The organism is Odoribacter sp. (genome assembly GCF_985060555.1).
The window spans coordinates 1-22,207 of record NZ_CFKYFN010000010.1; the positions used below are offsets into that span (position 1 = coordinate 1).

Here is a 22,207-nt window from a genome sequence, read left to right on the forward strand (position 1 = left end):
CAATAAAAACACCGCGGACAAAAACAACCGTTTATCGCACCGCAATCCGGACAGGCAACAACGACAACCTCGTCGTTGCAACCATAATGCGGACACTGACCCTCGGGGTAACCGTGAGGACAGTAACCCGAACCGGCACCGCCACCTTCATCGAAGAGATAGGTGCCTGATCTGGTCTTCATCCCCTCCGCCAACCTGATCGTCGAATAATGATCATACTGCCCCTCTCCGGCATGTCCGGCTAATTCTGAACGCTTCATGACCAGCAAACGTCCTGACAACCGGCCGTCCGTATAGCCGAAGGCTTTCACGAACTCACCTTCCAGCGTGGAGCAGAAAACCCGGCCGGTAAAATCACCGCCGCCAAGATAGCGAAAATTTTCCAAACTTTTCCCGATATTTCCACGGGCATCGGAAGATGGCACCAAAGTGATCACAAACATATCGGTCTCTCCGCTGCTACGACGGGCTATAACCAGACGACGGCGCGTAAAGGCCCGCTTCTGATAAAGCAATTTACCCGACTTAATTACGCTCTCTACATACAAACTGAAAGTATTCGACTGAAGAGGCACTTCAACCAAACGGACACCGCTATGCCCCGACTCCATCGCCTTATCCCACTCAGGAATCAATTCAACTGCAGGCAAGGCAGAGGATTTCGTCGCTACCCGATCTGTAAAGCGTAAGGGAGCCAGATCGGTGGCATTTTCTTCAAAATAATAACGGGCATCCCTTATTCCAAAATCTTTAAACTCAACCTCTCCCGTTGTCGGAGGTATTCGTTCCAGCTCATCGGAACAGGAAATAAAGAAGGATAAGAATATCCCTAAAATCAATAATTTTTTTCTTTTCATAAATCATTTACATTTCATTCATTACTCACTTCATTCATTTTTTTCTTTCATCAGCACCTCCTTTTTAAAAATAAAACATACTCCATTTACCAAAAACAGATCTTACCATCCGTATAAGTGAAAATCCGTTCTTCCTTTCCGGTAGTCAAATCCCTTAACCATAGCAGGGCATTGGCAGGTATTTCACTGAATTCCACCCACCTTTCAGTGGCCTCCTTTACTCCCAGCGAACACCATCCCGAGCCGTCATGATAATTCAATTCATACCAATGGCCAGGATATACACTATTGCCATCGTTACGTAATAAACACTCTATACCCGACAAGGAAACTTTTTTGCCCATATCCCATTGTAAAATGTAATTCCGATCTGAAAAGGCATAAGAAATCGGATTATCATCGAAAGCAGGGGAAGAAGCGGTGAATCCCGGAACATTTTGCAGGGGTTTTATACTTTCCCCTTTCGCGTTATATAATACACATTCACCTACATAAAACGGCCTTCGGGAACATATTCTCCAGTATCGGTAGGATTGGGAAGAACCGGTTTTTATTTCAGCCCATTGCAATTCGGAGATATATTTAAACACGCCGATACTGTCTTTCCGTCGGAAAGAGGGATCATTGGAAGCTTCCACCACCGAATTCAAAAACGGTCGGTTGGCCGACCTTAGCATGAGCCTTGAAGGATACTTCCGTTTCAGTTTTAACGTGAGCAGGTGAGTGGTATCGGGTCGTAACAGCTGTACTTTTCCGGTCAAATCCAATAGAAAAGGATAAGAAACGGCAACGGCATCCCCGTCCGGATAAATCAACGGCAAATATACAATACCACACCCGACATCTTTAAAAAGGAACCGTCCTTCCCGAAGTCCGGCATAAGCGACAGGTTCCCATTTCAAGTCATTGAATACACCCAAATACCCATAGGTAACGGATACCGGTTCGAGGGGTGTCACCGGGACATCTTTCACCCGGGTATAGCAGGAAGTCACGTCCCGGTAAAAAGGACTTCGGAAAAAAGGAGGAATGTATTCACTTTTACCGGTGTCCGGAGCAGGATTACGGGTAAAAGTCTGGCGATAAATCTTCCCCTGTTTATTAACCTCAAATGCGAGACGTTGTATACTGTTCATCTGTCTGTTATCTATCATCACCGACCAGCAATGTCTGTCGTTCCGGGTCGGGAAAGCCGGATTCAGGTCCAGAGCAACCGGACACAGCGTAAGTCTGGCCAACCAGCTTCTGAGCATAGCCAGGCTCACACATCCCGTCAGATTATAGTTGATAAGATTTCCCCGGTACAATACTTTTGCCTCCCGGGGAATCCGGCCATTAAAAATCTGAGACAACCCGATGCCTGTTGCCACTTCGTTGCCGATATCGTCATAGTTCAGTAAATCGGCAATATCGGTGTTGAATATCGAATCCTGCAACCTGAAAAGTTGCTGGGGACGTTCGTGTCCAACCCGGTAGGGCAATACATACTCACACAATTGACCGAACAGCAAGTTTTTTAACCAGGGTCTTTTTCGGATGGCACTAAAAGTCGAGTCGATATAAGTAATCAGAAAATTACTATCCAATTGTTCGATATCTTCATACCGCACCAACCCTTCCGTTGCACCGGGTTGTTGAAAGAATGCTTCGTACAAAGTCGCTTTAAAAACGAAACTTTGTCCACAGTAAACCGAATCGATCCATTGTTTATAAACATCGAGGGCCTCTCCCTCATACCAGCCATGACCCGGCATGTTAGCGATCAGATAGCAGGCAGCCCGGTATTTCAACGAATCGGCAGGATGCAAAGAATAATGTTTTAATACCTGCTCCAGCTGCATCCTGTTTTTCCCGCTTTTACTCAACGCCTGTTCCAATGGTGAGTCGGACGTGCAGCTGATAAAAAAACAACTCCAGCACACAAAGAAAAAATAATATTTGCTCATATATGTCTTACTCTTTGGGTCGATAATTCTGTAAGAAAATTCTTGCCTGATTTCTAATCCGCAAAACCGAGGTATTGACTACTTTCACTTGCATAGACAACATATATTCGGCCTGTATGGCTGCCTGGCCGGGAGAGCCGTCAGCCCGGTACAGATTGAACAAATGATAATGCGGAACTATATAGGCCGGAGTCATAAAAGAAGCGGAGAGATAAGCCTTTTCAGCTTCTGCATTCCTGCCAGCCTGCTGATAGCACATCCCCAAATCGCACACCAGCCGGGAGGATGGTTTTAAAGCACAGGCATTTTCCAGCACCGGCAGGGCTTCCGCATATTGCCGGTGATTGAATAATGTCTTTCCGTAACAAAGTACAAAATCAGCATTTCCCTGCAGATACCGGTAAGAGTTTATCATCCCTGTTCCGGTCAGAACCGATACATCCGATTGTGCTTCTGACAGAAGCCTGTCCGCCCTCTTTTCCTGCCTGTATTCAAAACAGATAAAGACCGGTAAGGAAAGAAGGAACAGGCCGGCAACAAATCTGTACCCGGTTTTCCATCTCCCCTTTATAAGGACCGGAGACGACACATTTCCGGCAATTACAGCCAAAGCAACAACAGCGATAGTTATAATCAAACCGATCGAAAAAGGGTAGCTGAAAAAACCGAAACTCAGGATTGCCAGAAATACGGAACCCGTATCACGGGATTTTTGATTTCCACGGAAAGAGTGACGGCATCCGGTAAAAATCAGGAGAACAAAGAGAACAAAACCTGCAATTCCCGTTTCAAAAAGTATCCGGAGAAATTCGTTAAAAGCATACACATTATTTCCGGCAACGTTTGCATAAGCAGAAACGGAATGTTCCCTAAACCATCCGGCCTGTAAAGGCATATATAAAGCCTCGAGACTACCCTGGCCCCACCACAATGCTTCCGGCAGTTTACTTCCGATAACCTGCCAGATTAAAAATCTGCCTTGCACGGAGTCCGGCCGCATCCGGTATCCGGCATAGATTCCAATTAACAGGATTCCCGACAGTAGTATAAACGACAAGTAGTTCGGATACCGGTATTTTTGCCGGGCTGCTTTCCACAGTATACCCATAACCAAAGCAATCCAGGATGCCCGGGAATTTATGGACAGTATACCATAAAGCAAAAGTAAAAAATTCAGCAACCAGCACACCTTCCACCCGATGCCGAACTCTTTCTTAAAAGAACAGATCCCTGCCAGAAAGGAAAGTACTAAAAACAATGCGAGTATAGAGGGATTGAAAAAACATCCCGTACCCTTCAGTAAATAATGGTAGGAGGGCAGGAAATCCGTGATTTGTAAAATATACCATATTCCTTGCAGCCCACCTGCGAAAAACAACAGGATAAAAAATGTATTGCCCGACTTTATATTCCTTGCATAAACATATAACAGGAGCAGCATAACGGTATAAAGGGGAACATTCGGATTAAATACCCGGTCGGTTATCAAAATACGACTTCCGTAATAGAGGACGAATAAGCCGAATATCAAATCCAATTCATTTAATCTGAATTGCCGTTTTCTGAGAATCTTCATCCCCACCCATAAAGCAATAACTATAAAACCGCCGAACCTTGCAGTCGATCCTGTTAAATAGACGTCGACAGGCCAAAGGACCGGGCATAAAAACAGCAGGAAGCCTACCGGGAAATACTCAACGCAAATCCCCTTACAAAATTTCAATTTATTTTGCATATAAAACAAAACATAAAAAGGCATGGCATTTTGACACACCTGAAAAAATCAGCACCTTGATGTATTTTATTAAAATTCTATTACAGAATATTACATTTCAAATATATTACACCGATTGAAGTCAAACAAATATTCAATATTCTATAATATACCAAAGATTAAAAAACAGAGAATTAAAGTTTTGCTCTTTCAGGAAAAGGTATCCTTTTTATTACAAGAAAATCAGGATCATAAAGGCCAGATTGCCTAATTGGGTCAGTGCTGCTTTGGTCAGACAGCCGTAGAGGCTCATAACGGCAAACGTGCCGACGGTGACGAAAAAGGTTGAAGCGATCGATTCGGTCGTGAATACCAGAAAATGAATGGAGAAAGTGATCTCTCTACCATTCGATTTCCTTCAACCCATGTTCCCGTAGATATTGATTTGTGCGGCTGAACTGGTGATTGCCGAACCATCCGCCCCGGTTAGCGGAAAGCGGGGAGGGGTGTACGCATTTAAGTACCAGGTGCCGGTCGGTATCGATAAATGCGCCTTTGCGTTGGGCATAGGATCCCCACAACAGGAATACCAGGTGTTCTTTCTTTTCTGCGATCTTGCGGATAACGGCATCGGTGAAAGTTTCCCAGCCTTTGTTCTGGTGCGAACCGGCCTGGTGGGCCCGTACGGTAAGCGTTGCATTGAGCAGCAGTACCCCCTGGTCCGACCAGCGTTCCAGGTTGCCCGAACGGGGAACAGGAGTACCCAGGTCATCGTGTATTTCTTTAAATATATTTTGCAGGGAAGGCGGTTGCTCGATACCTTCGGGCACGGAAAAACAAAGGCCGTGCGCCTGTCCGGGACCGTGGTAAGGATCCTGGCCGAGGATAACGACTTTCGTATTGTCTACCGTGCAATGGTTGAATGCATTGAATATCAGTTTGCCGGGAGGGAAAATCCGGGTTTGGGCGTATTCGTTTTTTACAAAAGCGATCAGTTCGGCAAAATACGGTTTGTCAAATTCTTCCTGAAGCAGTGCTTTCCAGGATTCTTCAATTTTAACGTCCATATGGAATAAGTTTTACCTTGATTTCAAATAGTTTCGGCCACCGTTTCCCGGTGACATAAAAAGTTCCTTTCCCGGCATTCCACGCGATACCGTTCAGCACATCGTCTTTGTCGTCTAGCCGGGCTTTATCGGCGGCAGGCAGGAGCCCGGGCAGGTTCAGCTCGCCCCGGACAATGCCGGTTTCCGGATCGATGACGACAATCCGGTCGGTCAGCCACACATTCGCCCAGATCATACCGTCTACGTATTCCAGTTCGTTCAGTTGGTCTACCGGACCGTTATGATCGTATACTTCTACTTCTTTCAGTATATTGAACGTCGACGGAGCGATATGGTAAAGCTTGTTGCTGCCGTCGCTCATGATCAGGTGGTCTCCGGCCGTAGTAATCCCCCAACCTTCGGAATTATAATTGAAGGTCGATTCCAGGGTAAAAGTTTTCAGATCGTAAATGAAACCTTTGCGTGACCGCCAGGTGATCTGGTAAATTTTATCTTCATATATCGTGATCCCTTCTCCGAATAACTGACTGTCGATATTTAAAACCGATAGAGTTTTACCGGTTTGCATGTCTGTTTTACGAATAGACGATTCGCCATATTGCCCCGTTCCCTCGTATATAAAACCGTCCTGATAGATCAAACCTTGTGTATAGGCTTTCGGATCGTGAGGAAAAACGTTGACTACTTCATAACTGTAAATGGCCGGAGCCTGATCGGGTTTCACCCGGATCGTCGTTGTCGCGATTCCCCGTTTGTTGTCCGGATGCCATGCCATCACTTTGATGGTCATATTGCCGGTTTTACCTTCAGGTATCCGGTAAGTAAAACTCCGGTCCTCTTTACCGGCCGTTGCGATTTGCTGGCCGTCGATATAGAAGGCGGCAGAATCGACAGGGAAACGGTCCTTGCTTTCAAAACCGATAACGATCTCCTCGTTGAAAGCATACATCTTATCTTTCCCGGGCGATGTAAGTTGAATACTTTTCACATACCTCACCTCGTCTTTCGGAAGTTCTGCAGCCAAAGGAGTTTTTTTTTCTTTGTTCGCCGTTTTATTCCCTCCGCAGGAACAGATGAAAAAGGCACATAATATGTAAAAAAAACAGGTCATCCGCTGTTCGTATCTGTTCAATTTTCTACCAGTTCCCATTCATATCCCTCTTTGGTATCCTTAATGGCGACTCCGGCTGCTTTCAGTTCGTCCCTGATCTTGTCGGAAGTGGCCCAGTCTTTCTTTTGCTTGGCTTCTGTACGGATAGACATCACCATATCCAATATTTTCCCCAGCACTTCGTGATCCTGGCTCACCGATTCGCTTTCGGCCTTCAGTCCCAGGATATCGAATACATAATCCTGATACAGTTTTTTCAATTTAGCCAGATTACCGGCGTCTATCTTCTCGTTTCCTGCCACCAGTGAATTGATCATCCGTACTCCGTCGAACAAGTGGGAGATCAGGACCGGTGTGTTGAGGTCGTCATCGATCGCTTCTTCACATTGGGTGATCAGTTCATCCACATCTACCGTATTACCGGCCGAAGCTTTCACTTTGTCCAGTGCCCGGACCGCTGCCATCAGGCGTTCATATCCCTTTTGGGCGGCTTTCAGGGCCTCGTTCGAGAAATCCAGCGGACTCCGGTAGTGGGCCTGCAGGATAAAGAAACGGACGGTCATCGGGGAATAGGCTTGCTCGAGCACATCGTTTTCTCCCGAAAAGAGTTGGTCCAGGGTGATGAAATTCCCCAGCGATTTGCCCATTTTCTGTCCCTTGATAGTGACCATATTGTTGTGCATCCAATATTTCACGGCTTCGTGTCCGTAGGCAGCCGTACTTTGGGCAATCTCACATTCGTGGTGGGGAAACTGCAGGTCCAGCCCGCCGCCATGGATATCGAAACGGTCGCCCAGATACTTCTGGCTCATGCACGAACATTCCAGGTGCCAACCCGGAAAACCGTTACTCCACGGAGAAGGCCAGCGCATGATATGTTCCGGAGTAGCTTTTTTCCATAGGGCGAAATCGGCCGGATTCCGTTTTTCTCCCTGGCCGTCTAACTGACGGGTGTTGGCAAATAACTCTTCCACCCGGCGGCCGGATAGTTTCCCATAGCTGTATTTTTTGTTGTAAGCCTCGACATCGAAATAAATACTTCCGTCGCTCTCGTAAGCGAATCCGTTGTCCAGGATTTTTTTCACCAATTCTTCCTGCTCGATGATATGGCCCGAAGCATGAGGCTCTATACTGGGCGGAAGGGTGTTCAATTGCTCCATATTGTGATGGTAGCGGTTGGTATAAAACTGAACGATTTCCATCGGTTCCAACCGGTCGAGCTTCGCTTTCTTCTCGATTTTGTCTTCGCCGTCGTCACTGTCGTCGGTAAGATGGCCGACATCGGTGATGTTACGCACATAACGCACTTTGTAGCCCAGATATTTCAGATACCGGAACAACAGGTCGAAAGTAATGGCCGGACGGGCATGTCCCAAATGGGCATCCCCGTAGACGGTGGGCCCGCAAACGTACAACCCGACAAAAGGAGGATTGATCGGTTCGAACTGTTCTTTCTTGCGCGATAAAGTATTATATAGGACCAGTCGATTTTTCATTTTCTATATCCATTTAGTTTAAAACGAAAACAAAAATAATAAATAAGTCAATACGATACCGACTTAACACGCAAAAATCAAATCTAACCGGTAAAAAATCAGTCTTCGGTCGAGAAGACTACCTTCATATTCGTACGGTTTTCCAATAGCGCCCCATAGGCATTATACACCTGTTGGCTTTTGTCACGGGTGGTGACATAATGCCCGTTATTCAGACATTCGATTTTCTGAAACTGACAAGGCAGTATGGTAGAGCCATATTGGTTGTATACCCCGAACTTCTTGTCCCGTTTGACGATATAACGATGGCCTAAAGAAATGATCTCGTCATACTGGCAGGGAATAATGGTCGAGCCGTACCGGTTGAATATGCCCTTTTTACCGTTTGCCGTGACGTAATAAATATTCCCTTCCTGTTGTATTTTGTTGTAGCGGCAAGGAATAATCGTACTTCCATAGGTGTTGACGATACCCTGAAGACCGTTATTCTCCACCAGATATTCTCTTCCTTCTTTCCGGACAGAATTGTATCGGCAGGGAAGTATCGTCGAGCCGTAAGTGTTGTAAATTCCGTATTTACCGCCTGCCGACACATAATAAACTCCGTCTTCGTATTCTATCGTGTTGTATTTGCAGGGGATAACGGTACTTCCATAGGTATTGACGATCCCTTTCAGACTGTCGTTTTCAACCAGGTATTTCCCCCCTTCTTTGTATATCGAAGTGTATTGGGTAGGAACGATTACCGAACCGTACAGGTTGTATATGCCCTGATATTTGCCTTTTGTCACGTAATAGGCATTGTCTTTGCATTCGATCTGGCTGAATTGGCAAGGGATAATAACACTTCCATAGCGGTTGTAAACACCTTTGAGCCGGTCCCGGCAGACGTAAAAACAACGGTCGGTGAGTTCGATCTGGTTATAGCGGCAGGGGATAATTGTCGAACCGTACCGGTTGTAAATACCGTACAACCCTTCCGACGATACCCAAAAAAAATTATTCGATAATTCTATTTTTTCAAAACGGCAGGGCAAGACCAGGGTCCCGTAATAATTGACAATTCCTTTCCGGTCGTCGCGGCTGATTTGAAGATACTGATTTTCATATTCTTCGATCTTATCGTATTCACAAGCGAGGGAAAGGTAAAGCCAGGCATACCCTTTTTTCAGGGCAATCGGCCGGTCAATCTCTTTCGGAAACCGGCCATCCCGTTTGTGCTCTTCATAAAAATAACTGATGATACCGTATTTCCGGCCCTTTCTGACTTTGAAAAAGCAATTGTGTTGAGGTACGATTTCGTCGTACTCGTACGGTATGGCCAGCTGTTTGTCGATCACGATACCGTATTTCCCGTTTTGCCGTTCGATCCGGCATTCGTCGAAATGGTTGTCGTAGCATTCTGCAAATGCAAAAGTTACACACAATAGAAAAATGAGGGTAGAAATCAGTTTCATAAGTTTGTTTTTAGACTTCAATAATAAGAAAATATTTCTTAATTCCCAAAGAAATGTATCGACTTATTAAAAAAATCGTATATTTGTTTACATTTTATTGCTGTCTCGATTTTCTTTTTTTTGATTTTCCAGTTCCGGCCGTCTCCTTCCCGGATGCTGTGGTATTCTTCGATGTATTCCTTCAGTTCTTTTACTTCTTTTGGAAGCAAGGAAATGAAACCGGTTTTTCTGAAATAGGATTGGGAAAGAATTCGCCGATCAGATCGGTTTCAAAAAGACTTTTGGGACACCTTACCCGGCGACGGATTATCCGATCAGGAATTCGAATAGGTTCGGATTGTCATTGAGATATTCGTAGAGGATACCTTCGGATTTCATGCGGTCCAGCAGGCCCTGGAAATCTTCGGGATGCTGGATCTCGATGCCGATGAGGGCAGGGCCTTTTTCGCGGTTTGTCTTCTTCTTGTATTCGAAATAGGTGATGTCGTCGTGGGGGCCCAGGACGTTGCTGACAAAACTCTGGAGTGCACCGGCTCTTTGCGGAAAACGGACGACGAAGTAATGTTTCAGGCCTTCATATAATAAAGAGCGCTCCTTGATGTCTTCCATGCGGGTGATGTCGTTGTTGCTGCCGCTGACCACACAAACGACGTTTTTTCCTTTAATTTCATTTTTGTAAAAGTCGAGAGCACTCATACTCAGGGCTCCTGCCGGCTCTACTACGATAGCGTCGAAGTTGTAAAGATTCAGGATCGTCGTACAAATTTTGCCTTCGGGCACGACGACGATATCGTCCAATACTTTCTTGCAGATAGCGTAAGTGAGCTCTCCTACCCGTTGTACGGCTGCCCCGTCGACAAATTTATCTACTTCGTTCAGTTCGGTTACCTCTCCGCATTCGAACGATTTTTTCATTCCGGCGGCACCGGCCGGTTCGACTCCGATGATCTTGGTCTTCGGGCTCATTTGCTTATAGAAACTACCGATACCGGAAGCCAGTCCGCCACCACCGATCGGTACAAAGATATAATCGAGCTTCATCCGGGCTTCCTGAATGATTTCTAAACCGACGGTTGCCTGCCCCTCGATGATCCGGGGATCGTTGAAGGGAGGGATAAATACCATATCGTTTTTTTTACAGGCTTCGATTGCTGCTGTATTGGCCTGATCGAAAGTATCTCCCGTCAGGACGACTTCAATGGATTTACCCCCGAACATTTTTACCTGGTTGATCTTTTGCCTGGGAGTAGTAACGGGCATATAGATTTTTCCCTGGATACCGAGTTTGCTGCAGGAGAAGGCTACGCCTTGGGCATGATTGCCGGCACTGGCACAAACCACTCCTTTCTCCATCTCTTCAGGAGTCAGGGATTTGATTTTATTATAAGCTCCCCGGATTTTATACGATCTCACCATTTGAAGATCTTCCCGTTTCAGAAAGATATTGGCTTCGTATTTATCGGATAGATTTCTGTTTTTCATGAGGGGTGTCGGGACCAGAATGTCGTTGAGCGTATGCTCCGCCGTCATGATATCTTTCAAAGAAGGAAAATAAGGATCACTCATATTGTTCGGTTTAATTGGTCTGTTTTTTCATTTACCCGATGTTCTTTGCTATAAAATCGCCTACTTCGCTGGTCGGATAGGCCTGTCCGTCTTCAGCGATATCTTCGGTAACGATACCGGCTTCGACCGAACGATCGACTGCCTGGCGGATGCTTGCTCCGGCTGCTTTCAGGTTGAAGGCATATTCGAACATCATAGCGGCGGATAAAATGGTTGCCAGAGGATTGGCCACATTTTTGCCGGCGGCCTGAGGATAGGAACCGTGGATCGGTTCGAACAGCGAGGTGTGGATACCGATAGAAGCGGAAGGCAGCAAGCCTAATGAGCCTGTGATGACACTGGCTTCGTCGGTGAGGATATCGCCGAACATGTTTTCTGTAACGATGACATCGAAATGTTTGGGTTGCTGGATGAGTTTCATCGCCGCATTGTCGACAAACATGTATTCGACATTTACCTGAGGATAAGCCGGAGCCATCTCTTGTACGGTTTCGCGCCATAGCCGGGAGGTTGCCAGGACATTGGCTTTATCGACAACTGTCAGTTTGTTGCGGCGCTTCATGGCGTACTCGAAACCTAATCGGCAAATCCGTTTGATTTCGGCTTTGGTGTATACACAACTGTCGAAAGCGGTTTGCCCGTCTTCCGAACGTCCCTGGGGCCGCCCGAAATAAATGCCGCCGGTGAGTTCCCGGATACAGATGAAATCGGCCCCTTCTACGAGTTCTTGTCGCAGAGGAGAGCGGTGAACAAGGGATTTGAAAGTACTGACCGGACGGAGGTTGGCATATAATCCTAATTTTTTGCGCATTTCCAGCAATCCTTGTTCCGGACGGACTTTGGCTTGGGGATTGTTGTCGAAACGGGGATCCCCGATCGCTCCGAACAATACGGCATCCGATTGCATACAAATCCGGTGAGTTTCTTCCGGATAAGGATTCCCGGTCTTGTCGATGGCTGTTGCCCCTACTGATCCGTAGGTATAGCCGACGGTATGACCGTATTTTTTGCAAGTGGCATCGATGGCTTTGATGGCCTGTTCTATGATTTCCGGTCCGATGCCGTCACCGGGTAATACTGCTATTTTTAAATCCATGATGAAATGAGTTTGTAAGGTTCATAAGGCGACTCTTGCACTGGCTTTGTCAGAACCGAAGGCTCGCCGATCGTTTTAACGGGTCTTTTCAAATGCTTCGATCTTATGGTGTATGCTCATCAGATAGTCGACATCATCGTATCCCTTCAACAAACACTCTTTTTTGTAGGGAGAAATTTCGAAAAGTTCTTGCTCTCCTGTGGCTGTCAAGGTGACGGTCTGCCGTTCCAGATCGATACTGACGGTGGTCGAAGGAGCTGACCGGACGACCTGGAATAGCTTTGCCAGAAACGATTCGCTCACCTGTACAGGAAGTAATCCGTTGTTCAGGGCATTGTTGCGGAAAATATCGGCGAAAAAACTGGAAATGACTACTTTGAAACCTGCTCCATAAATGGCCCAGGCCGCATGTTCACGGCTGGAACCACAGCCGAAATTTTTCCCTGCAATTAAAATTTCTCCGGTATAGTCGGGGGAGTTCAGGACGAAATCTGTTTTCGGGTTTCCCTGAGCATCATACCGCCAGTCGAAAAACAATTGTTTGCCGAACCCTTCCCGGGTGGTCGCTTTCAAAAAACGGGCCGGAATGATCTGGTCGGTGTCTACATTTTCGATTTTCAGTGGTATCGCTGTGGATGTTAGGGTTGTGAATTGGTTTATCATGAGTTGAAAAGAGTTACTGAGTTACTGAGTTACTGAGTTACTGAGTTACTGAGTTGTTGAGTTGTTGAGTTGCTGAGTTGCTGAGTTGCTGAGTTACTGGGTTGCTGAGTTGGAGTGAGTCGGGGACGGTGATTATGCCGTGGATAGCACAGGCAGCAGCGACGAGTGGGCCTGCCAGTAGAGTGCGGGCTCCCGGTCCTTGCCGGCCTTCAAAATTACGATTGGAGGTGGAGACACAATATTTCCCTGCCGGAATTTTGTCGTCGTTCATTGCCAGGCAGGCGGAGCATCCCGGTTGCCGCAATTCGAAGCCTGCAGCCTCGAGTGTATCCCTGATCCCTTCGTCGATGGCTTGTTTTTCTACCTGTTTGCTGCCCGGAACGATCCAGGCTGTCACGCCTGCTGCTTTTTGCTTGCCTTTCACATAGTCGGCGAATACCCGCAGATCTTCGATCCGTCCATTGGTACAACTGCCGACAAAAACATAGTCGACCGGTTTGCCCGGTAGCTTTTCGCCCGGTTTGAAGTCCATGTATTCCAGGGCTTTTAAGAAGGAAGGCAGGGAAGTCTCTTCGATTTCGGAGACTTCGGGGATAGAGTGGGTGAGGGCGATTCCCATGCCGGGGTTGGTGCCGTAGGTGATCATAGGGTAGATGTCGGCAGCATCGAATGTGACTTCTTTGTCGAAGATGGCGTCGGGATCACTGTATAGCTGCTTCCATTGTGTGACGGATTTGTCCCATTCGGTTCCTTGGGGCGCATATTCCCTGCCTTTCAGGTAGGCAAAGGTCGTTTCGTCCGGAGCGATCATCCCGCCGCGGGCTCCCATTTCGATGCTCATATTACAGATCGTCATCCGGGCTTCCATCGATAGCGAGCGGATAGCCGATCCGGCAAATTCGATGAAATGTCCGGTGCCGCCGCCGGTACCTAGTTTCGAAATGAGATATAAAATGATATCTTTCGAACAAACTCCGGGATTCAATTGTCCTTCGACATTGATCCGCATGGTCTTGGGTTTGGATTGCAATACACATTGGGAGGCTAATACCATTTCTACCTCGCTGGTTCCGATGCCGAACGCCACGCAGCCCATAGCTCCGTGGGTGGAAGTATGGCTGTCTCCACAGACGATGGTCATTCCCGGTTGGGTCAGACCTGTTTCGGGACCCACCACATGGATAATTCCGTTTTTGGGGGTACCGACTTTGAAAATCGTGATACCGTGTTCGGTACAGTTATTTTCGAGCATCGACAGTTGCCGGGCGGATTGCAGATCCTGTACCGGCAGATGTTGATTTTGTGTGGGTATATTGTGATCGGGGCTGGCTGTGACCTGAGCCGGACGGAATACTTTCGCGCCGCGCGAATGAAGCCCTTCGAAAGCTTGTGGACTCGTTACTTCGTGAATGTATTGCCGGTCGATATAGAGCACACATGAACCTCCGGCGATGGTGTCGACCGTATGGGCATCCCAGATTTTATCGAATAAAGTTTTCATAAGGTGTATTTTGACTTTGGGGTACTAACTTATTTTAGCTATCGCATCCAGGAACGACTCGACCGATGCGGTGACAATGTCTGTGTTGGCGCCGAAACCGTGGTACATTTTGCCTTTGTGGGAGACTTGTACGTGTACTTTACCCAGGTCGTCGCTTCCCCGGGTGATGGCCTGTACCAGGTATTCTTCCAGATGTACCCGTCGTTTGGTGATGCTTTTTACAGCATTGATGGCTGCATCGACCGGGCCGTTACCGCTGGCTGTTTCGGTGAAAATATCTCCCCCGAAGCTGATTTGCACAGTTGCTGTCGGTATGGAAGTCGAGCCGCATACAACCTGCAACCCCACCAGTTTTATGTCGCGGTGTTTGCGCGAAGCTTCACTACCGGCAAGTACTTCCAGGTCGCGGGTGGTAATGTCTTTTTTCTTATCGGCTAATTCCAGAAAGCGCTGGTAGATGGCGTCGAGTTCGTCATTGTCGGGAGTATAACCGATGGCTTTCAAATGATGTTTCAGTGCTGCACGGCCACTACGGGCGGTGAGGACGATACTGGACTGATCGACCCCTACGTCTTCCGGGGCGATGATTTCATAGGTCTCCCGGCTTTTCAGTACACCGTCCTGGTGGATGCCCGACGAATGGGCGAAAGCATTACGGCCGACGATGGCTTTGTTGGGTTGTACCGGCACCCGCATCAAACTGGATACCAGCTGGCTGGTAGCGATGATTTGCCTGGTGTTGATACCGATATTGAAATCCAGATTTTTGTGACAGGCAATCGCCATCACGATTTCTTCGAGGGCGGTGTTACCGGCCCGTTCGCCGAGGCCGTTGATCGTCACTTCGACCTGCCGTGCTCCGTTTTGTACGGCGGCTAAAGTGTTGGCAGTGGCCATGCCCAGATCGTTGTGGCAATGAGTGGAAATAATGGCTTTGTCGATGTTGGGGACATGATTCATCAGATAGGCGATCTTTGCTCCGTACTCGTTCGGCAGACAATACCCCGTGGTGTCGGGGATATTGACGACGGTGGCGCCGGCTTTGATCACTGCTTCTACTACCCGGGCCAGGTATTCTTCTTCTGTACGGCCTGCATCTTCGGCGTAAAATTCGACATCATCGACAAATCGACGGGCATATTTTACGGCCTCTACCGCTCTCCCGACGATTTCGTCGGGAGTGGAATTCAATTTTTCGTGGATATGATACCAGGAGGTACCGATTCCGGTATGGATACGTCCCCGTTTGGCAAATTTCAATGCTTCGGCAGCCACTTCGATGTCTTTTTTTACAGCCCGGGTCAGAGCACAGATGGTTGGAACGGTTACTGCTTTAGAAATCTCTACAACGGAATTGAAATCCCCGGGACTCGAGATGGGGAAACCGGCTTCGATGATGTCTACACCCAGTTTCTCGAGCTGCCTGGCAACTTCTATCTTTTCGATTGTATTCAGCTGACACCCCGGAACTTGCTCTGCATCCCGAAGGGTGGTATCGAATATATATACTTTTTCACGCATGAGGTGATGAGGTAAAAGGTTAGAGGCGAAAAGGCTATTAGGCTAAAAGCTATAAGTTATAAGGTGGAAGCGGGAGTAGGTAAAAAAGGGAAAGGGATTAGTGAAGGTTATTGGGGCGCTTTTCATCTTTTGCTTTTTCGCCGATCTCCTTTCACTTTTTACTTTTCGCTTCTAGCTTTTTGCTTCTAGCCTTTTCGCTTTAATTGTTTTCCGGTCTCAGTTTCCGAACGACGGCACCGGCTTGCCACATCTCGGATTCGCGCATGGTCTGAAGTTCTTTTTCCAGTTTTTCACGATAGTCGGGCCGGCTGTTGGAATCGATCGAACGTTGGGCTTCGTTGCCACAAGATACCTGGCCGTACAATTCGTCGAATACCGGTTTGGCGGCATCCCGGAATTTCTTCCACCAATCGAGTGCTCCCCGTTGTGCTGTCGTCGAGCAGTTGGCATACATCCAGTCCATACCGTTTTCTGCAATTAAAGGCATCAGACTTTGGGTCAGTTCCTCGACGGTTTCGTTGAAGGCTTCCGAAGGGGTGTGGCCGTGTTCGCGTAAAGTGTCGTACTGGGCTGCAAAAATGCCCTGGATCGCTCCCATCAGAGTACCCCGTTCTCCTGTCAGGTCGGAATATACTTCCCGCTGAAAGGTGGTCTCGAACAGATAACCCGAGCCTACTCCGATTCCTAAAGCGATAACCCGGTCCCAAGCTTTGCCGGTGGCATCCTGGAAGATGGCATAACTGGAATTTAATCCCCGTCCCTGTAAGAACATTCTCCGCAATGAAGTACCCGAGCCTTTCGGAGCGATCAGGATGACATCGACATCGGCCGGCGGGATGATGCCTGTGCGATCTTTATAGGTGATGCCGAAACCATGTGAGAAATAGAGGGCTTTGCCGGGAGTCAGGTGTTTTTGAATAGTCGGCCATACGGCGATCTGACCTGCATCCGATAGTAAATATTGTATGATCGTTCCTCTCCGGGCGGCTTCTTCGATGTCGAACAGGGTTTCGCCGGGTATCCAGCCGTCGGCTACGGCTTTATCCCAGGTTTTACTTCCCCGGCGCTGACCTACGATTACGTTGAAACCGTTGTCTTTCAGGTTCAGGGCCTGACCGGGACCTTGTACACCGTATCCTATAACAGCAATGGTTTCGTTTTTCAATACCTCGAGCGCTTTTGCCAATGGAAATTCTTCTCTGGTTACTACGTTTTCTTTTACTCCTCCGAAATTAATTTGTGCCATAATAATAATGATTTAATTGTTAGTGTTATTTTGTCCTTGATCCGGGTTGTTTACGCTTTCGTCGTATTTTCCCGTTTCTGTAAATATTCATTCAATAGTTCGCGTTTTGATTTGATGATCGCGATTTGGCCCGACCGGACGAATTGCTGTACTCCATGGGGTTGTAGTAATTCGAACAGAGACTGGGTATCCTCTTTGTGTCCGGTCTTTTCCAGTACGATATAATCGTCACAGATTTCCAGTATCCGTACATGGTGGTCGCGTACCAATTTTTCGACACTGTTGCTCCGGGTGACTTTGTAAAGTGCGATTTCCTGTTGTACCACTTCATCCGGGGTGAAAACAAAGGCTTTCAGTACATCGATTTTCTTTTCGATCTGCTTGACCAGTTTCTCTATCTTTTCGGGATCGGTGATGACGACTATGGTAAATTTGTGAATGCCCGGGATAGACGATTCCGAAGTCGTCAGGCTTTCGATATTGATATCCCGGCAAGTGAATACCGTCGTGATCTGGCTTAGCAATCCTACTTTGTTTTCTGAAAAGACCGTTATGATATATTCTTTATTCATCGCATCATTTTTCTATTTTATTATTATCGATAATCTCTTTTTCTCTCCCTTTTTTCCCTTTCTCCCCCTCCTCCCCCTCCTCTACCTCCTGGCCTCCTGGCCTCCAGCCTATAGCCTTTAGCTTTCAACTTTTTCCTTTATTCCAATCTCACATCCCCCACAGCTGCACCGGCAGGAACCATCGGAAATACATTCTCTTCCGGTTCAACCCGAACCTCCAGCAGAAAGGCTCCGGGATGTTCCTTCATGGCATGGATGGCTGTTTCCAGTTCGTCCCGTTTTTCCACGCACCGGTAGGCGATACCGTTTCCTTGGGCGATTGCCCCGAAGTCAGGGTTAGTCATTTCGGTAAATGAGTACCGCTTGTCGAAAAAGAGCTCCTGCCATTGGCGCACCATACCCAGAAAGCTATTGTTCAGCAGGATAATCTTCACCGGTACCCGGGATTGAAAGATGGTACCGAGTTCCTGCAGGTTCATTTGAAAACCACCGTCACCGACAAACAGGCAAACCTCTCTTTGGGGGGCTCCGATTTTTGCTCCGATAGCTGCCGGAAGACCGAATCCCATGGTGCCTAATCCACCCGAAGTGACGATACTCCGCGTATGTTTGAAGCGGAAATAACGGGAAGCTACCATCTGCTGTTGCCCGACATCGGTGACCAGAATCGCGTCGTGGTGATAGGCTTTCGATACCAGGTCGACTACTTCTCCCATACGGATTTGCTTGCTCGTGGGGTAGAGCGCCGGTTCTATGATTTCCTGATATTCGATGTTGTAACAGGCTTTGAATTCCGCTATCCAGTCGGTATGCCGGTTGGGGACCACTAATTCTGTCAGGGCGGGTAAAGTCTCTTTGACATTTCCCAGGACAGGTACGTCGGCATATATGATTTTATTCACTTCGGCAGGATCGATCTCCAGGTGGATGATCTTGGCGTTGATGCCGAATTGTTCGGGATTTCCGGTTACCCGGTCGTCGAAACGCATGCCTATCGCGATCAGTAAATCGCATTCTTTGTTTTTTATATTGGGGGCATAATTCCCATGCATACCCAACATACCGACGAATTGGGGATGATCGGAAGGAATGGCCGACAGTCCCAATAAAGTGGAAGCTGCAGGGATACCGCTTTTTTCCAGGAAAACACGTAGTTCTTTTTCTGCCCCGCCGAGGATGACGCCCTGGCCGATTAAAGCCAACGGTTTACGGGACAGATTGATCAATTTGGCCGCTTCTGCAATTTTTTCTTTATCGATGGCCGGAGACGGGCAATAACTCCGGATGAAGCTGACCTTTTCATAATGATATTCGGCCATTTCTTGCTGGGCATCTTTGGTAATATCTACCACGACGGGTCCGGGACGTCCCGTGCGGGCGATATAGAATGCCTTGGCGATGGCTGCAGGGATATCGGCGGCATGCCGTACCTGGCAGTTCCATTTGGTTACAGCCTGGGTGATCCCTACGAAGTTGGTTTCCTGAAAAGCATCGGTGCCCAGGAAACCGGAACCTACCTGTCCGCTGATCAGAACGACAGGAGTCGAATCCATCATCGCGTCGGCAAGGCCTGTTACCGTATTGGTAGCTCCGGGACCCGAAGTGACGATACAGACACCGGGACGTCCGCTTACCCGGGCATAGCCCTGGGCGGCATGTAATGCCCCCTGTTCATGACGTACGAGGATGTGGTTGAGACGGTCCCGATAGTCGTATAACGCATCGTATACCGGCATGATTGTTCCTCCGGGATACCCGAAGACGGTATCCACTCCTTCACGTAGAAGGGTTTCGATTACCGCTTTCGAGCCCGAAAAACAAGTTGTCTTTGTTACTTGCTTTTCCATATAGATAGATTGTGTAGTAGTGTTCATACGAAAAAAGAGATAAAAAGTAAAAACTTATGGGTTATAGAATGCGGACGGCACCCTGGTCGGCTGAACTGACGAACCGGGCGTAAGCCTGCAGGGATTTGGGTACCGTACGTTTGCGTCCGGCCGGTTCGAAGTTTTTTTGAGCGGCTAACCGGGCGGCAATATCGGGATCACTCAGTAACAGGTTGATGGTCCGTGCCGGAATGTCTATTTCGATCAGATCGCCGTCCCGGACGATGGCTAAAGCTCCTCCGGCAGCTGCTTCAGGTGAGATGTGACCGATGGATAAACCCGAAGTCCCTCCTGAAAATCGTCCGTCGGTGATCAGGGCACAGGCTTTGTCCAGATGTTTGGATTTCAGATAAGAAGTGGGGTAAAGCATTTCTTGCATGCCCGGTCCGCCTTTAGGCCCTTCATAACGGATGACGACGACATCTCCGGCTTTTACTTCATCGTTCAGAATACCGTTCATGGCTTGTTCCTGCGATTCGAATACTTTGGCACGTCCCCGGAATACGAACAGTGATTCATCTACTCCGGCTGTTTTTACGATACATCCGTTGCGGGCGATGTTCCCGGTCAGGACAGCCAGTCCCCCGTCTTTGAAATAAGCATGGTTTACATCCCGGATACATCCCATCCGACGGTCGGTATCGAAGCGGGCATAGGTTTTACTTTGAGAACCCAGTTCCCGGCTGAATTTGCCGCCGGGTGCACTGAGATAGAATTTTTGCGCCTTTTGAGTGAGCTTCGGGCTTTTCAGGTTGTATTTCGAGAGGCATTCTGCCAGATTTTTGTATCCGACACGGTTGACCGTGGTATCGATCAAACCGGCTGCCGCCAATTCCCCGAGGATAGACAGGATACCTCCTGCCCGGTTTACATCCTGGATGTGAAAGTGAGAGTTGGGAGCGACCTTGCATAGTACCGGTACTTTTCTCGACAGGCGGTCGATATCCTGCATGGTGAAGTCTACTCCGGCTTCGTGGGCGATGGCCAGCAGGTGGAGTACGGTATTGGTCGATCCTCCCATGGCGATGTCCAGTGACATGGCATTCCCGAAAGCGGCTTTGGTCGCTATGTTACGGGGTAATACCGAATCGTCCCCTTCGAAATAATACCGTCCGGCCATTTGTACGATTAATGAAGCAGCTTTTTCAAACAAACGCCGCCGGTTAGTGTGGGTGGCTACAATGGTACCGTTGCCGGGAAGCGCCAATCCCAACGCTTCGTTGAGACAGTTCATGGAGTTGGCTGTAAACATGCCCGAACACGAACCGCATCCGGGGCAGGCCCAACGTTCGATTTTCTCGATATCTGCATCGCTGCAACGGCTGTCTGCACTCATGACCATGGCGTCGATCAGATCTATTCCCTTGCCGTCGAAATCACCGGCTTCCATCGGGCCTCCGGATACAAAAATCGTCGGAATATTCAGACGCATAGCAGCCATCAGCATGCCCGGAGTGATTTTGTCACAATTACTGATACAAAACAAAGCGTCTACCTGATGGGCGTTGGCCATGTATTCCACACTGTCGGCGATGATTTCCCGCGAAGGAAGCGAGTATAACATCCCGTCGTGGCCCATGGCGATTCCGTCGTCGATGGCTATGGTGTTGAATTCGGCTGCGAAGCATCCGCGTTCTTCTATTAAGGTCTTTACGTATTGTCCGATTTCGTGCAGGTGGGTATGACCCGGTACAAACTGGGTGAACGAGTTGACGATGCCGATGACGGGCATCCCGAATTGTTCGTCTTTCATACCATTGGCTCTCCACAAACTTCTGGCTCCGGCCATCCGACGGCCTGTCATTGTAACAGCGCTTCTAAGGTTATTTCTCATTTTCTTTTATTTTGTGCAGTAAGTTCTTAAATGCGAAGAAGCCTTTCTCCCGGCGAGAGAAAGGCTTCTACAAATAGTGTGTATATACGCGTCACCCTTCTCTCGTTATCTTTGCAGGACCACGAGTAGAATGTTAATGACGATAATATGGCGATACATTGTTTTGTTCATTTTTCTGTCTGTTAAAAAAAAAGCCTTTCTCGTTTGGGAGAAAGGCATATGATCAATTTATATTTCGGTTCGATTTTCGTTTATATACCCCTCTCCGTTCCGTGGCTAAGGACCACGAGAATAATAATATTCAGGAGATGTAGGGATAAACGCTTCATGTTTTTATCATTTTTATGCAACAAAGATAGCGACGAATTTTTTTTAATTCCAAATGTTTTTTCTGTTTTTTACATAGAAAGTTCAAAATGTATAATTTTATACAAATGGAAACGTTTGTGTATCAGTAGATAATAGTTGTTGATGTTGTAATAAAAAGAGTTTCGTTTGCATTTTGGCAGTTATATACATATTTACACTTATAAAGGTAGTTCGTTACTTATTCGTCTTCGGTGATCGGAATTGGTGACCCGGTCGCTTCTGTCGGTCGTCTGGCTTTTTCTATCACTGACCGGCGGAACTCCTCACTACGTTCGTCAGACACCACCGGTCGGGCGTTCAGAAAA

General features: G+C 47.7%; 16 protein-coding genes. All 16 read right to left on the reverse strand.

The genetic code is table 11. The features are described from left to right. The coding region (locus AC5RDS_RS01300) for a hypothetical protein (RefSeq protein ID WP_494222179.1) at positions 1-857 on the reverse strand (857 nt) is incomplete at its 3' end. An 86-nt stretch (positions 858-943) separates the two neighbouring features. After that, positions 944-2,803: a hypothetical protein gene (locus AC5RDS_RS01305; RefSeq protein WP_494222180.1), complete on the reverse strand. Its 1,860-nt coding sequence runs from the start codon at positions 2,801-2,803 to the stop codon at positions 944-946. Between the two features lie 7 nt (positions 2,804-2,810). Then, on the reverse strand, positions 2,811-4,538 hold the full coding sequence (locus AC5RDS_RS01310; protein WP_494222181.1) for an O-antigen ligase family protein: 1,728 nt from the start codon (positions 4,536-4,538) through the stop codon (positions 2,811-2,813). Positions 4,539-4,918: 380 nt separating this feature from the next. Next, entirely contained in the window at positions 4,919-5,584 is a 666-nt protein-coding gene (ung, locus tag AC5RDS_RS01315; protein WP_013613058.1) for a uracil-DNA glycosylase, read from the reverse strand. Next, positions 5,574-6,734, reverse strand: a complete 1,161-nt coding sequence (locus AC5RDS_RS01320) for a glutaminyl-peptide cyclotransferase (RefSeq protein ID WP_013613059.1) — start codon at positions 6,732-6,734, stop codon at positions 5,574-5,576. Before AC5RDS_RS01320 ends, ung begins: the two co-directional genes overlap by 11 nt. Next, positions 6,713-8,191 carry a cysteine--tRNA ligase gene (gene cysS, locus AC5RDS_RS01325; RefSeq protein ID WP_046404489.1) on the reverse strand — a complete coding sequence of 493 codons (1,479 nt, stop codon included), beginning with the start codon at positions 8,189-8,191 and terminating at the stop codon, positions 6,713-6,715. Before cysS ends, AC5RDS_RS01320 begins: the two co-directional genes overlap by 22 nt. Positions 8,192-8,289: 98 nt before the next feature. Continuing rightward, positions 8,290-9,648: a WG repeat-containing protein gene (locus AC5RDS_RS01330; protein WP_013613061.1), complete on the reverse strand. Its 1,359-nt coding sequence runs from the start codon at positions 9,646-9,648 to the stop codon at positions 8,290-8,292. Between the two features lie 306 nt (positions 9,649-9,954). Continuing rightward, positions 9,955-11,214: a threonine ammonia-lyase gene (gene ilvA, locus AC5RDS_RS01335; protein ID WP_013613063.1), complete on the reverse strand. Its 1,260-nt coding sequence runs from the start codon at positions 11,212-11,214 to the stop codon at positions 9,955-9,957. Between the two features lie 31 nt (positions 11,215-11,245). Then, a complete protein-coding gene (gene leuB, locus AC5RDS_RS01340) occupies positions 11,246-12,310 on the reverse strand; it encodes a 3-isopropylmalate dehydrogenase (RefSeq protein ID WP_046404484.1) in 1,065 nt (354 codons plus the stop codon). Positions 12,311-12,385: 75 nt separating this feature from the next. Next, complete coding sequence (gene leuD, locus AC5RDS_RS01345; protein WP_013613065.1) at positions 12,386-12,973, reverse strand: 3-isopropylmalate dehydratase small subunit; 588 nt, start codon at positions 12,971-12,973, stop codon at positions 12,386-12,388. Between the two features lie 37 nt (positions 12,974-13,010). Further along, positions 13,011-14,474, reverse strand: coding sequence for a 3-isopropylmalate dehydratase large subunit (gene leuC, locus AC5RDS_RS01350; protein ID WP_494222182.1), 1,464 nt, complete (start codon positions 14,472-14,474; stop codon positions 13,011-13,013). 24 nt (positions 14,475-14,498) lie between these two features. Next, the gene (locus AC5RDS_RS01355; protein WP_217799675.1) at positions 14,499-15,995 is read right to left on the reverse strand and encodes a 2-isopropylmalate synthase; all 1,497 of its coding nucleotides are present in this window, start codon (positions 15,993-15,995) and stop codon (positions 14,499-14,501) included. Positions 15,996-16,194: 199 nt separating this feature from the next. Continuing rightward, positions 16,195-17,241 carry a ketol-acid reductoisomerase gene (ilvC, locus tag AC5RDS_RS01360; protein WP_013613068.1) on the reverse strand — a complete coding sequence of 349 codons (1,047 nt, stop codon included), beginning with the start codon at positions 17,239-17,241 and terminating at the stop codon, positions 16,195-16,197. A gap of 50 nt (positions 17,242-17,291) precedes the next feature. Then, entirely contained in the window at positions 17,292-17,813 is a 522-nt protein-coding gene (ilvN, locus tag AC5RDS_RS01365; RefSeq protein ID WP_022159574.1) for an acetolactate synthase small subunit, read from the reverse strand. Positions 17,814-17,950: 137 nt separating this feature from the next. Continuing rightward, a complete protein-coding gene (gene ilvB / locus AC5RDS_RS01370; RefSeq protein ID WP_013613070.1) occupies positions 17,951-19,687 on the reverse strand; it encodes a biosynthetic-type acetolactate synthase large subunit in 1,737 nt (578 codons plus the stop codon). 34 nt (positions 19,688-19,721) lie between these two features. After that, positions 19,722-21,533, reverse strand: a complete 1,812-nt coding sequence (gene ilvD, locus AC5RDS_RS01375) for a dihydroxy-acid dehydratase (protein WP_494222183.1) — start codon at positions 21,531-21,533, stop codon at positions 19,722-19,724. Between the last annotated feature and the right edge of the window lie 674 nt (positions 21,534-22,207).

Bases quoted from the DNA above. Each gene is read 5' to 3' on its own strand.
- AC5RDS_RS01320 (WP_013613059.1), bottom strand. From the start codon at position 6,734: ATGGGAACTGGTAGAAAATTGAACAGATACGAACAGCGGATGACCTGT.
- ilvC (WP_013613068.1), bottom strand. From the start codon at position 17,241: ATGGCACAAATTAATTTCGGAGGAGTAAAAGAAAACGTAGTAACCAGA.
- AC5RDS_RS01305 (WP_494222180.1), bottom strand. From the start codon at position 2,803: ATGAGCAAATATTATTTTTTCTTTGTGTGCTGGAGTTGTTTTTTTATC.
- AC5RDS_RS01310 (WP_494222181.1), bottom strand. From the start codon at position 4,538: ATGCAAAATAAATTGAAATTTTGTAAGGGGATTTGCGTTGAGTATTTC.
- leuC (WP_494222182.1), bottom strand. From the start codon at position 14,474: ATGAAAACTTTATTCGATAAAATCTGGGATGCCCATACGGTCGACACC.
- AC5RDS_RS01355 (WP_217799675.1), bottom strand. From the start codon at position 15,995: ATGCGTGAAAAAGTATATATATTCGATACCACCCTTCGGGATGCAGAG.
- AC5RDS_RS01330 (WP_013613061.1), bottom strand. From the start codon at position 9,648: ATGAAACTGATTTCTACCCTCATTTTTCTATTGTGTGTAACTTTTGCA.
- ung (WP_013613058.1), bottom strand. From the start codon at position 5,584: ATGGACGTTAAAATTGAAGAATCCTGGAAAGCACTGCTTCAGGAAGAA.
- leuD (WP_013613065.1), bottom strand. From the start codon at position 12,973: ATGATAAACCAATTCACAACCCTAACATCCACAGCGATACCACTGAAA.
- leuB (WP_046404484.1), bottom strand. From the start codon at position 12,310: ATGGATTTAAAAATAGCAGTATTACCCGGTGACGGCATCGGACCGGAA.
- ilvA (WP_013613063.1), bottom strand. From the start codon at position 11,214: ATGAGTGATCCTTATTTTCCTTCTTTGAAAGATATCATGACGGCGGAG.
- ilvB (WP_013613070.1), bottom strand. From the start codon at position 19,687: ATGAACACTACTACACAATCTATCTATATGGAAAAGCAAGTAACAAAG.
- ilvN (WP_022159574.1), bottom strand. From the start codon at position 17,813: ATGAATAAAGAATATATCATAACGGTCTTTTCAGAAAACAAAGTAGGA.
- ilvD (WP_494222183.1), bottom strand. From the start codon at position 21,533: ATGAGAAATAACCTTAGAAGCGCTGTTACAATGACAGGCCGTCGGATG.
- cysS (WP_046404489.1), bottom strand. From the start codon at position 8,191: ATGAAAAATCGACTGGTCCTATATAATACTTTATCGCGCAAGAAAGAA.